Origin of the sequence: Streptomyces boninensis, from assembly GCF_048572725.1 — a bacterium.
GTDB lineage: Bacteria > Actinomycetota > Actinomycetes > Streptomycetales > Streptomycetaceae > Streptomyces > Streptomyces boninensis.
Genome location: NZ_CP183837.1, coordinates 7327436 through 7338744 on the forward strand (window position 1 = coordinate 7327436; position 11309 = coordinate 7338744).

Genomic DNA, 11309 nt, shown 5'->3' on the forward strand with positions numbered 1-11309 from the left:
CGTACGATGGCGACCGTGCTGGTCAAGTGGATGCGCTGCAACGTCACCGACCGCCGCGGCTTCGAGCGGGGGCAGCGCAAGTGGGCGGGGCTGCTCGGCGAGCCCGGCTTCCGGGGGCAGGGGGGCGGATGGAGTCAGGCGCGCGAGGGTGTGGCGCATCTTTTCGGGTTCTGGGAGAGCCGGGCGCTGTACGACTCGTTCATGGCGCGGTCGCACGACCGGCTCGCGGCGGCGCAGGCGGGCACGTACACCGGCATGCGGATACGGCTCTTCGAGCACGTCCATGACGTGAAGGTCGGCTTCGAGCCGCGCTTCGGCGACGCGGATCTGCTGCGGGTGGCGCACACCCGGGTCAAGCCGGACCGGGTGGAGAACTTCACGCTGATGCAGGAGAAGGTGTGGAATCCGGCGATGGCCGGGTCGCCGGGGATGCTCCGCGGCTTCTTCGGGCGGGCTCCCGGCGATGAATTCCTGGTGCTGTCGATGTGGGACTCGGCCACGGAGCGGGCGAAGTACCGGATCGAGCGGGTGGAGCGGCTGGGGCTGCGCGCGCAGACCAGCTCGGATGTGGCGGCGCTGGCGGGGGACGTGATCAACGTCGAGGATGCCTGGACGGTGTGAGGTTTCACCACGCTGCTGTGGTCGCCGCGCGCTCCTCCCAGAGTCGTACGGCGGCGCCGCCCGGCTCCCAGCGGTCGCAGAAGTCGCGGAGCGCGGCGCATTTGGCGAGCATGGCGGCCTGGCGCGTCGGCCATGAGGGGACCCGGTCCGTCCCGTACGCGGTGAAGAAGTGGGCGAGGGCGGCGGTGTGCGCCGGGTGGTGGGTGCGTACGATCCACTCGCACCAGGCCAGGTCCTCGACGGGGTCGGTGGCCGGGTCCTTGAGCTCCCTTGTGAACTCCCAGTCCAGCACCGCCGTGATGGCGAAGTCAGACGGGTCCAGGAGGACGTTGTTCGGGCCGTAGTCGCCGTGGATTGCGCCTGCCGCGTGGATCTTCCGTAGGGCTCGCCCGCAGGCCGCCATGACCTGCTCCGCGTGACCGGCGTCGATGAGCTCCTGGCCGTGGGTGCCGGGCAGGAAGCCGAGGGTGAGGGTGCCGTCCGCCTCGCTCTCGTCCTCGCCCAGGACCGGGGGCACCGGCAGCCGGCCGGTCAGGCGGCGGAGCGCGTCCCGCTCGCGGTGGCGGCGGAGGGTGGCGTCCGGGCCCGCGTAGGTCTTCGTGACCGTGCGGCCGTCGCCCCGGGTGCGATTCGTGTAGCCGTGCGGCAGCGGTTGCATGGCGCGATCATGCCAGGAGGGCCCGCGGCGAGCCGCTCATTAAGGCAGGCCCTAGGGTGGGCGCCATGGCACGGCCCCGGCGCATTGTTCTCATCCGGCATGGCGAGTCGGAGGGGAATGCCGATGACACGATCTACGAGCGCGAGCCCGACCATGCGCTGCGGCTGACCGAGAAGGGGCGGCTGCAGGTCGCGGAGGCGGGGGAAGAGCTGCGGGAGGTGTTCGGGGAGGAGCGGGTCAGTGTCTATGTGTCGCCGTATCGACGTACCCACGAGACCCTGGAGCAGCTGAACCTCGACCCGAACCGGATGCGGGTGCGCGAGGAGCCGCGGCTGCGCGAGCAGGACTGGGGGAACTGGCAGGACCGCGAGGAGGTCCGGCTGCAGAAGGTGTACCGGGACGCGTACGGGCACTTCTTCTTCCGCTTCCCGCAGGGCGAGTCGGGCGCCGACGTCTACGACCGGGTCGGCGCCTTTCTGGAGAGCCTGCACCGCAGCTTCGACCGGCCCGACCACCCCGAGAACGTCCTGCTGGTCACGCACGGTCTCACCATGCGGCTGTTCTGCATGCGCTGGTTTCACTGGACGGTGCCGGAGTTCGAGGCCCTGTCGAACCCGGGCAACGCCGAATACCGCATGCTGCTGCTCGGCGAGAACGGGCGCTACACCCTGGACCGGCCCTTCGACCATTGGTGCACCCCGGAGGCTTACCGGGAGTCACACAGGTGAGCGGTAAGCTTCGATCGAGATGACCGCTGATCACGACACCGCATCGCGCCTGGCCCGCGCCCTGGCCAGCCTGCGCGGGCTGTCGGTGGGCGACGCACTGGGCGCGCAGCTCAGCACGCCCGGAATGGTCGGCTGGCTGCGCCGCCGCGAGCTGCCGCCGGGCCCCTGGCGGTGGACCGACGACACCGAGATGGCCTGCGCGGTGGTGGCCGAGCTGGCCGCCAGGCGCCGCATCGGCCAGGACGAGCTGGCCGCGCTGATGGCCGAGCACCGCGACCCGGAGCGGGACTACGGCTCCACGGTCAGCCAGGTCCTCGACGCCGTACGGGCCGGCGACGACTGGCGCACCGCCTCCGCCCGGCTGTTCAAGGGCCGGGGCTCCTGGGGCAACGGCGCCGCGTCCCGGGTGGCGCCGCTCGGCGCCTGGTACGCGGGCGACGCCGCCCAGGCCGTGCACCAGGCGGAGATCTCCGCCTACGTCACCCACCAGCACCGCGAGGCCGTCGTCGGCGCGATGGCGGTGGCCGCCGCGGCCGCGCTGGCCGGCGACCCGGACGGGCCCAAGACCGGCGCCGAGCTGCTCGACGGCGTGACCGACCTGATCCCGCGCAGCGCCGTCGGGCAGGGGGTGCGGCGGGCCCGGGACATGCTCGACTACGCCGACTCGTCCACGGTCGCCGCGGTGCTCGGCAGCGGGCGCAGGACAAGCGCGCAGGACACCGTGCCGTACGCGCTGTGGGCCGTGGCCCGGTCGCTGGGGGACTGGGAAGAGACGGTACGGGTGACAGCGCGGGCCGGCGGCGATGTGGACACCACCTGCGCCATCGCGGGCGGGGTGGCCGCGGCCCGGGCCGGCGGCGCGCCGCCCGCGGACTGGGAGGCGGAGACGGAACCGCTGCCCGGGTGGGTGCCGGGCAGCGGCTCGTAACGCCGGCTGATACGGCTAGGCCTGCTTCTAGGCAGCAGGCATGCCCCCGTTGCCGCTCAGCGCCTCCAGGTCGCTCTTGCGGACCCGGATCATCACCACCGAGACGATCAGCGCCACCAGCACCAGTCCGGTCGCGGCTATGAACCCCGTGCCCGCACCCTCGGACAGCACGCGCTGCCCCCAGATGCCGGGCAGCTCGTGGGTCTTCTCGAAGATGCCCTTCTCCTGCGGCGAGGCGTGCTGCATGAAGTCGGGTATCTGCTTCTCCGCCTCCTCCCGGCTGGCGGTGCCGAACACCGTGGTCAGGATCGCCAGGCCCAGCGAACCGCCCGCCTGCTGGGTGGCATTGAGCAGCCCGGAGGCCGCGCCCGCCTCTTGCGGCGCGACGCCGGAGACGGCGGTCAGGGTGAGCGTCACGAAGTTGAGCCCCATGCCGAAGCCGAAGAGCAGCTGCGGGCCGAGCACGCCGCCGAGATACGTGGCGCTCGGGTCCAGCTGGGTCATCCAGGCCATGCCGAGCGCCGTGATCGTGGCGCCGGTGACCATGAACGGCTTCGGGCCGAGCACCGGCAGGAACCGCTGCGAGAGACCGGCGCCGATGGTGATCACGACGGTGACGGGCAGGAAGGCGAGACCGGCCTTGATCGGGCTGTAGTCCAGCACGTTCTGGACGAACAGCATCATGTAGAAGAACATGCCGAACATCGCCGCGGCCAGGCAGGTCATGATCAGATACGTGCCCGAGCGGTTCCGGTCCGCGAACATCTTCAGCGGCGTGATCGGCTCCCGCGCCCGCCGCTCGACCATCACGAACGCGGCCAGCAGCACGACGGCGAGGCCGAACGAGCCGAGCGCCAGGCTGTCCCGCCAGCCCTCCTCCGCGGCGCGGATGAACCCGTACACCAGCGACACCATGCCCAGCGTGGACGTGAGCGCGCCGGCTATGTCGAAGCGGCCGGAGTGGCGCTCGGACTCGCTGATATACAGCGGCACGAGGGCCACGATCAGGATGCCGATCGGCACATTGACGAACAGCACCCAGCGCCAGTCGAGCCACTCGGTGAGCATGCCGCCGGCCAGCAGGCCGACCGCGCCGCCACCCGCGGACACGGCCGCGAAGACGCCGAACGCCCGGTTGCGCTCCGGGCCTTCCGGGAAGGTGGTGGTTACCAGGGCGAGCGAGGTGGGCGAGGCGATCGCACCGCCGACGCCCTGCAGCGCACGGGCCAGGAGCAGCTGCCACGGCTCCTGTGCAAAGCCGCCGAGCAGGGAGGCGAGGCTGAAGAGCAGGATGCCGGCTATGAACACCCGGCGCCGGCCCAGGATGTCCCCGACGCGGCCGCCGAGCAGCAGCAGGCCGCCGAAGGTCAGGGTGTACGCATTGACGGTCCAGGTGAGGTCAGCGGTGGAGAAGCCGAGCGCGGACTGGATATGCGGCAGCGCGACGTTCACAATCGTCACGTCCAGGACCACCATGAGCTGACAGGCGGCGATAAGGACGAGGGCGATATTCCGCTTCTCCGCCCTGGGCGCTTTCCCCGGCGCCCGGTCGGTCTCTAGCTGAGAGGTTGTCACTGTGCTCCCCTACACGTGAAATAGTGAACGATACCGTTCACTGTCCCTGGGGACAGTAGTGTGCCACGCACAGGGAACGCAAGCGTTCACTAAGTTTCAACGGAGTGAAAAACATGGGTACTTCGCACCGGACCGCTCCCGGAGCGCAGCCCGCGACCCCTGCGGCCCGCCGCCGCGGCAGCGTCCTTGAACAGGCCATTCTCGACGCGGCCCTCGATCAGCTCGGCGCCGTCGGCTGGAAAGGCCTGACCATCGAGGGGGTCGCCGCCCGCGCGCAAACCGGCAAGGCCGCGGTGTACCGCCGCTGGCCGTCGAAGCTCGAACTCGTCGCCGAGGCCCTCAACGCGGGCATCCCGCCGATGATCGAAGCACCCGACAGCGGCGACCTGCGCCACGATCTGCTCAGCCTGTGCGGGTGGATGCTCGACCAGATGTACTCCCGCTCGGGCCTCGCCCTGCGCGCGCTGATGGACGAGTGCGACCGCACCGAGGGCGAGTACTTCGCCGAGGTGATCCTCGGCCGGGTGATCGAGCCGGTCAAGCAGCTCATCGCCGACGTGGTGCGCCGCGGCATCGAGCGCGGCGAGGTCCGCGGCGACGCCACCTGCAAGCTCGTCGCCGACGTGGTGCCCGCGATGATGATGTATTTGCACAAGACGACGGGCTGCGATGTGCAGGAGAAGGACTTGGTCCTGGTCATCGACCAGATCATGATGCCGCTGCTGCGCGTCGACGCGCCCGGGGACCCGGTGCCGAGGCGCGCCCGCGGAGGCGTACGCTAAGCACCGCCATGACGTACGAGCCGCCCACCCACCGCGTCGAACGGTCCCTCCGCGCCACCACCGGCGCCAAGGTCGTCGCCGGCATCGACGAGGTCGGCCGCGGCGCCTGGGCCGGTCCGGTCACGGTCTGCGCCGCCGTCACCGGACTGCGCCGCGCGCCCGACGGGCTCACCGACTCCAAGCTGCTGACGCCCAAGCGGCGCGCCGCCCTCGCCGGCGTGCTCACCGGCTGGGTCACGGCGCACGCCATCGGCGAGGCGACACACCAGGAGATCGACGAGCTCGGCATGACGGCATCGCTCAGACTCGCCGCCGTACGCGCCCTGGAGGCGCTGCCGGTGCGCCCGGACGCGGTGATCCTCGACGGCAAGCACGACTACCTGGGGGCGCCCTGGCGGGTCCGTACGGTCATCAAGGGCGACCAGTCCTGCGTCGCCGTCGCGGCCGCGTCCGTGCTCGCCAAGGAGCACCGCGACGCCGCCATGGCGGAACTGGGCGCCGGGCGGCCGGAGTACGCGCCGTACTGCTTCGGGGACAACGCCGGCTACCCCTCGCCCGCACACAAGGAGGCCCTGCGCGAGCTCGGCCCCACCCAGCACCACCGGCTGTCGTGGGCATATATGGATGGTCTTCCGCGTTGGCAGCATCTGAAGCGGCCGCGGCTGTCTCCTGAAGCAGCGGAGCTGGAAGCGGCCGGCCAGCTCGGATTCGATATCTGATTGACGCCACCCGCTGCTTTGACCGGTACTTGTGTTTGATAGACATCAGCTCATGCCTCTCTCTCCCGAGGAGCCTCAGATTCACGAGAGCGTCCCGGGCCGCACCGCGAGCCCGCGTCCTGTCCCAGGTCCCCGTTCCGTCCGGCCACCCGGCCGTCCCGGACCTGGCCGAGCCACCGGCCCCGCGCCGGCGGCGCGCCCTACGGCACCCCGTAACAACGACAACGCCAAGCGCGACCCGCAGCCGCCCGCTTCGGGCGCCTCCGGCCCGCAGCTTCAGGTGATCCCGGCGACCGCCGACGGCGCACTCGACGCCGCCGACGAGGCCGTCGACCTGCTGCTGGACTCCGGCCGCCCGCCGGGCGACATCCTGGTGCTCACCACGGGCGCACTGCACCCGTGGGCCGAGCACGAGCTGAGCTTCGGCGAGGAGGCGTACTGGGCGCAGCAGGCCGCGGCCGACGACGTCTTCTACGCCGGCGCCGACGGGATCGGCAGCGCCGCGGCCCGCGCGGCCGTGGTCGTGGCCGTCAATGGCGGCGACGACGCCACCGTCGCAGGAGTGATGAGCCAGGCGATGAAGCTCGCCGGCGCGCTGCTCGTGCTGTGCGGTGACCCGGAGCGGATCAACGCGGCGGCCGGGGCGGGCGCTTGAGCGGCGCCTGGCCCGGGTCCTTCAGCTGAGGGTCAGCGCGCCGCTGTCCGGCGGCGTGCCTCGGCGGAGCCGCCGCCGGTGCCCCGCGCCGCGGGTGCGGCGGGGGCAGTGGCAGCGGCTTCGGCGGGCTCGGCGGCCGGCGGCCCGGCGTACGGGCGACGGCCGCCGCGGTCCTCGCCGAGCACCTGCCAGCCGGTCCTGGTCAGCGTGATGTACGCGCCGCAGCGCAGCCCGTGCAGCGTGCACGCGTCGCGCAGCCCCCACATCCAGGCGCCGTCCTCCTCGGTCCAGCCCGGGGTGCCCTCGCGGCAATAGAGGAGCACCGCCGTGCGCACCGGGGTGCGTCGGCGCAGGTCGTGCGGGATCACCCGGCGCAGGTGGCGCAATAGCGCGTTGCGGACCGGCCAGCCGTCGGGGCCGCGGGTGCCGGCGAAGTCCGTACGGGCGAAATCGCGGCGGGCGAACGACGCGCTGGCGGCCAGCCGTTCGTCGGGGTCGAGCACCGCCACCACGGCCGTGTCGGGGGCGGGGGAGTGGCGGTCGAACAGGCCCGTGACCACCTCGCGGGGGTTGCCCAGCAGCGGGATTCCGGCCGCGGCCCACTCCGCGGGCTCCAGCATGCGCCCCGAGGGCGCGGGGCCTGGCGGGTCGGTGGCGGCGGAGCCGAGGGCCAACGTCATTCCTCCCTTCCCCCTGTGTCCACGGCGCCCGGGCAGGGCTGCGCAAGCCCTGACGAAGGGCTGCTCGCGGGAACGTGACCCATTCTTCCTGCCGGACTGGCCTGCGGCAATGAGCAATTGCCCGGAGACCTCGCGGCTTGCCGGCAGCCGGCCGGGCGATGGTCACGCTGAGTGAGGTGGCCGGTTGTCAGTGCTATCCGGTTGCATGGGGGCATGGACGATGTGGAGCTGCGCGCCGAAGCCGATGCCATCCTCGCCGAGCTCGTCGGAGACCCGACGGGCCAGGCGCGGCTGCGCGAGGACCAGTGGCAGGCGGTCGCGGCCCTGGTGCGGGAGCGCCGGAGAGCTCTGGTGGTGCAGCGCACCGGGTGGGGCAAGTCAGCGGTGTATTTCGTGGCCACGGCGCTGCTGCGGCGCCGCGGCGCGGGCCCCACGGTGATCGTCTCCCCGCTGCTCGCCCTTATGCGCAACCAGGTGGGCTCCGCCGCGCGCGCCGGCATCCAGGCGCGCACCATCAACTCCGCCAATCCGGAGGAGTGGGACGCCATCTATGAGGAGGTGGAGCGCGGCGAGGCCGACGTCCTCCTGGTCAGCCCCGAGCGGCTGAACTCCGTCGACTTCCGCGACCAGGTGCTGCCCAAGCTGGCCGCCACGACGGGCCTGCTGGTGGTCGACGAGGCGCACTGCATCTCCGACTGGGGCCACGACTTCCGCCCGGACTACCGGCGCCTGCGCCAGCTCCTCGCCGACCTGTCCCCGGGCGTGCCCGTGCTGGCCACCACCGCCACGGCCAACGCCCGGGTCACCGCGGACGTGGCGGAGCAGCTGGGCACCGGCGCGGGCGAGGCCCTGGTGCTGCGTGGCCCGCTCGACCGGGAGAGCCTGCGCCTCGGCGTCGTACAGCTGCCGGACGCCGCCCACCGTCTCGCCTGGCTCGCCGAGCACCTGGAAGAGCTCCAGGGCTCCGGCATCATCTATGTGCTCACCATCGCCGCCGCCGAGGAGGCCTCGGCCTATCTGCGGCAGCGCGGCTTCAACGTGGCCTCGTACACGGGCCGTACGGAGAACGCCGACCGGCTGCAGGCCGAGGACGACCTGCTGGGCAACCGTGTGAAGGCGCTCGTCGCCACCTCCGCGCTGGGCATGGGCTTCGACAAGCCGGACCTGGGCTTCGTGGTCCACCTCGGCTCGCCGTCCTCGCCCATCGCGTATTACCAGCAGGTCGGGCGCGCGGGCCGCGGCGTCGAGCACGCCGACGTGCTGCTCATGCCCGGCAAGGAGGACGAGGCCATCTGGCGCTATTTCGCCGATACGGCCTTCCCGCCCGAGCCGCAGGTGCGGCAGACCCTGGGCGCCCTGGAGCAGGCGGGCCGGCCGCTGTCCGTACCGGCTCTTGAGGCGGAAGTGGATCTCAGGCGCAGCCGGCTGGAGACGATGCTGAAGGTCCTCGACGTCGACGGCGCGGTCCGGCGGGTCAAAGGCGGCTGGACATCCACCGGCGCCGCTTGGGTGTACGACGCGGACCGCTATGCCTGGGTGGCGCGGCAGCGGGCGGCCGAGCAGCAGGCCATGCGGGATTACGTGAGCACGGCCGGGTGCCGGATGGAGTTCCTGCGGCGGCAGCTGGACGACGAGGGGGCGGTGCCTTGCGGGCGGTGTGACAACTGCGCGGGGGCGTGGGTGGACGCGAGTGTCTCGGCCGAGTCGCTGACGGGGGCGGAGAAGGAGCTGGACCGGCCGGGCGTGGAGGTCGTGCCGCGCCGGATGTGGCCCACCGGGCTGCCCGCGCTGGGCATCGACCTCAAGGGCAAGATCCCGCCGGGCGAGCAGTGCGACACGGGACGGGCGCTGGGGCGGCTTTCGGATATCGGCTGGGGCAACCGGCTGCGGCCGATGCTGGCCGAGGGGGCTCCCGACGGGCCGGTCCCTGACGATGTGCTGCGGGCGGCCGTGGATGTACTCGCGGACTGGGCGCGCTCGCCGGGCGGTTGGGCGGCGGGCGGGGAGGATGCGCTGCCGCGGCCTGCGGGGGTGGTCGCGGTGCCGTCCCTGTCGCGGCCGCAGCTGGTGGGCTCGCTGGCCGAAGGGATCGCGGGCGTCGGGCGGCTGCCGCTGCTGGGGGCGTTGGCGTATACGGGCCCGGAGGGCACTCATGCGGCCCGCCGCAGCAATTCGGCGCAGCGGCTGCGGGGGCTTGCCGGGGCCTTTGCCGTGCCGGAGCAGCTGGCTGCCGCGCTGGCGGATTGCCGGGGGCCGATGCTGCTCGTCGACGACTTCACGGATTCCGGCTGGACGCTGGCGGTCGCCGCCCGGCTGCTGCGGCAGTCGGGGGCGGGGCGGGTGCTGCCGCTGGTGCTCGCGGTGGCGGGCTAGCGGTGCGGGCTGGGGGGCTCGTGACCTGCGGCTTTGCGAGTGATCGCGAGTTATCCACAGGGTGTCGCGAAGGAGGGTGCCGCTGCGGGAGCGTGGTCGCATGACTACGCACAGCAGCAGCACCGCTCAGATCACGTTGCGTTCGCCGGCCGAGCTGGCCGACGCGCTGCCGTATCTCATGGGCTTCCATCCGGACGACTCGATCGTCCTCGTCGCGCTGCAGGGCGAGCGCGGCCGCTTCGGCGGCCGGCTGCGCCTCGGCATCCCGCGCGACAGGACGGAGTGGAGTGACGTCGCGACGCAGCTCGCGGAGTGCCTCATCGAGGGCAGCGAGAGACGGGGAGCCCGGCCCACGGGCGTGATCGCCTTCCTCTGCCAGGATGTGGACGGCGCGGGCGAGGAGCCCCGGCAGGTGATGGACCGGCTGCGGCCGCTGGCGCAGCGGCTGCGCATGGCCTGCGGCCGGCTGGAGGTCCCGGTCGTCGAGGCGCTGTGCATCTCCTCGGGCCGCTATTGGTCGTATTGCTGCCCGGACATCACCTGCTGCCCGCCCGACGGCAGCCCGCTCACCCCGCCGGGCACCTCGCCGATGGCCGCCGCGGCCACGTATGCGGGCATTCAAGTCCGCGGCTCGCTGCGCGACATGGAGGCGCGGCTGGCGCCGGTCAGCGGCCCGCCGTCCCGCGTCGCGGCCCAGGAGAAGGCGCTGGACGCGGCCGCGGCGGCGCTGGTGCCGCGCATCCTCGGCGCGGCCGACCGCGACGCCGTCGGCAAGGACACGCTTGCGCTGGCCGGCCGCCTCCTGGCCCGGCTGCGCGCCGCGCCGCGCACGGGCGCCGACGATGCGGCGCCCGAGGAGGACGCCCGCGACGACGAGTTGGTCAGCGACGAGGAGGCGGCCGCGGTCGTGCTCGGCCTGCAGGACCGTGGCACGCGCGACCATGCGGCCGAGTGGATGGAAGGCCCCGCGGCAGCCGCGGCGCTGCGGCTGTGGCGCCTGCTGGCCCGCCGCTGCGTGGGCGCCTTCACCGAGCATGCGGCCGCACCGCTCACCCTGGCCGGCTGGACGGCCTGGTCGGCGGGCGACGAGGCAGCCGCCCGCGTCGCCCTGGCCGCCGCGCTGCGCGCTGACGAGGAGTACGTATTCGCCCGCCTGCTGCACGACGCGGTCAACGAGGGCCTGGACCCAGAGCCCTTGCGCGCCTCCCTGCGCAAGCAACGGGCCGGCCGACGGCGCCAGGCGCGCGGCCGCAAGGGGCGCGGGGGAGAGGCGACGCGGTCGCGGCGCAGGACGGGGCCGGGGCGGCGGCCGGCCGACGGCGGGGGGAGCGGCACCGACACCGGGGGCGGCGGCGGGCGGCGGCCGGTCGGCCGGGGGCGGCGGGAAGGCGGGGAGTCATGAGCGCGGTGGAACGGCGAGCGGCGAGTCATGACCGCGGCGGACGGCAGATGGGAGTTAGGGGCGGACGCCAGGCGGGAGTTACGAAAGCGACGGCCGGGACGCGGGGAGTCGTGAGTGTCGCGGTCGGGCGGCAGGAAGCGGGGTGGGCTCGTTCTGCCCGTGACTCCGGGTGCGGCGCCGGCGTTCAT

Annotated in this window: 11 protein-coding genes; 8 read left to right on the top strand and 3 right to left on the bottom strand. The window is 72.9% G+C overall.

Annotated elements, in window-relative coordinates:
* The first annotated feature begins 15 nt into the window (after positions 1-15).
* Positions 16-621, top strand: coding sequence for a YdbC family protein (locus ACNNMR_RS33415; protein ID WP_419998426.1), 606 nt, complete (start codon positions 16-18; stop codon positions 619-621).
* Between the two features lie 4 nt (positions 622-625).
* Here ACNNMR_RS33415 and ACNNMR_RS33420 read toward each other — a convergent pair whose 3' ends face one another.
* Positions 626-1279, bottom strand: a complete 654-nt coding sequence (locus ACNNMR_RS33420; protein WP_419998427.1) for a phosphotransferase — start codon at positions 1277-1279, stop codon at positions 626-628.
* Positions 1280-1344: 65 nt separating this feature from the next.
* Here ACNNMR_RS33420 and ACNNMR_RS33425 point away from each other — a divergent pair, with 65 nt between their 5' ends.
* Together ACNNMR_RS33425 and ACNNMR_RS33430 are read left to right on the top strand one after the other, a co-directional pair.
* Positions 1345-2007, top strand: a complete 663-nt coding sequence (locus ACNNMR_RS33425; RefSeq protein ID WP_419998428.1) for a histidine phosphatase family protein — start codon at positions 1345-1347, stop codon at positions 2005-2007.
* A gap of 19 nt (positions 2008-2026) precedes the next feature.
* On the top strand, positions 2027-2935 hold the full coding sequence (locus ACNNMR_RS33430; protein WP_419998429.1) for an ADP-ribosylglycohydrolase family protein: 909 nt from the start codon (positions 2027-2029) through the stop codon (positions 2933-2935).
* Between the two features lie 27 nt (positions 2936-2962).
* On the opposite strand, the gene ACNNMR_RS33435 is transcribed toward ACNNMR_RS33430, so the two are convergent.
* Entirely contained in the window at positions 2963-4510 is a 1548-nt protein-coding gene (locus ACNNMR_RS33435; RefSeq protein ID WP_419998430.1) for an MFS transporter, read from the bottom strand.
* 113 nt (positions 4511-4623) lie between these two features.
* Between ACNNMR_RS33435 and ACNNMR_RS33440 the strand changes: the two genes are divergently transcribed.
* The 3 genes from ACNNMR_RS33440 to ACNNMR_RS33450 all read left to right on the top strand — a co-directional run bounded on the left by ACNNMR_RS33440 (position 4624) and on the right by ACNNMR_RS33450 (position 6666).
* Positions 4624-5292: a TetR/AcrR family transcriptional regulator gene (locus tag ACNNMR_RS33440; protein WP_419998431.1), complete on the top strand. Its 669-nt coding sequence runs from the start codon at positions 4624-4626 to the stop codon at positions 5290-5292.
* An 8-nt stretch (positions 5293-5300) separates the two neighbouring features.
* Complete coding sequence (locus ACNNMR_RS33445; RefSeq protein ID WP_419998432.1) at positions 5301-6011, top strand: ribonuclease HII; 711 nt, start codon at positions 5301-5303, stop codon at positions 6009-6011.
* A 280-nt stretch (positions 6012-6291) separates the two neighbouring features.
* The gene (locus ACNNMR_RS33450; RefSeq protein WP_419998433.1) at positions 6292-6666 is read left to right on the top strand and encodes a hypothetical protein; all 375 of its coding nucleotides are present in this window, start codon (positions 6292-6294) and stop codon (positions 6664-6666) included.
* A 32-nt stretch (positions 6667-6698) separates the two neighbouring features.
* Here the strand turns inward: ACNNMR_RS33450 and ACNNMR_RS33455 are convergent, their stop codons facing one another.
* Entirely contained in the window at positions 6699-7346 is a 648-nt protein-coding gene (locus ACNNMR_RS33455; RefSeq protein ID WP_419998434.1) for a hypothetical protein, read from the bottom strand.
* A 213-nt stretch (positions 7347-7559) separates the two neighbouring features.
* Here ACNNMR_RS33455 and ACNNMR_RS33460 point away from each other — a divergent pair, with 213 nt between their 5' ends.
* Both ACNNMR_RS33460 and ACNNMR_RS33465 read left to right on the top strand, forming a co-directional pair.
* On the top strand, positions 7560-9719 hold the full coding sequence (locus ACNNMR_RS33460) for a RecQ family ATP-dependent DNA helicase (RefSeq protein WP_419998435.1): 2160 nt from the start codon (positions 7560-7562) through the stop codon (positions 9717-9719).
* A gap of 100 nt (positions 9720-9819) precedes the next feature.
* Positions 9820-11121, top strand: a complete 1302-nt coding sequence (locus ACNNMR_RS33465) for a DUF4192 domain-containing protein (RefSeq protein ID WP_419998436.1) — start codon at positions 9820-9822, stop codon at positions 11119-11121.
* Positions 11122-11309: the final 188 nt, after the last annotated feature.

Bases quoted from the DNA above. Each gene is read 5' to 3' on its own strand.
- ACNNMR_RS33420 (WP_419998427.1), bottom strand. From the start codon at position 1,279: ATGCAACCGCTGCCGCACGGCTACACGAATCGCACCCGGGGCGACGGC.
- ACNNMR_RS33425 (WP_419998428.1), top strand. From the start codon at position 1,345: ATGGCACGGCCCCGGCGCATTGTTCTCATCCGGCATGGCGAGTCGGAG.
- ACNNMR_RS33430 (WP_419998429.1), top strand. From the start codon at position 2,027: ATGACCGCTGATCACGACACCGCATCGCGCCTGGCCCGCGCCCTGGCC.
- ACNNMR_RS33440 (WP_419998431.1), top strand. From the start codon at position 4,624: ATGGGTACTTCGCACCGGACCGCTCCCGGAGCGCAGCCCGCGACCCCT.
- ACNNMR_RS33445 (WP_419998432.1), top strand. From the start codon at position 5,301: ATGACGTACGAGCCGCCCACCCACCGCGTCGAACGGTCCCTCCGCGCC.
- ACNNMR_RS33455 (WP_419998434.1), bottom strand. From the start codon at position 7,346: ATGACGTTGGCCCTCGGCTCCGCCGCCACCGACCCGCCAGGCCCCGCG.
- ACNNMR_RS33460 (WP_419998435.1), top strand. From the start codon at position 7,560: ATGGACGATGTGGAGCTGCGCGCCGAAGCCGATGCCATCCTCGCCGAG.
- ACNNMR_RS33465 (WP_419998436.1), top strand. From the start codon at position 9,820: ATGACTACGCACAGCAGCAGCACCGCTCAGATCACGTTGCGTTCGCCG.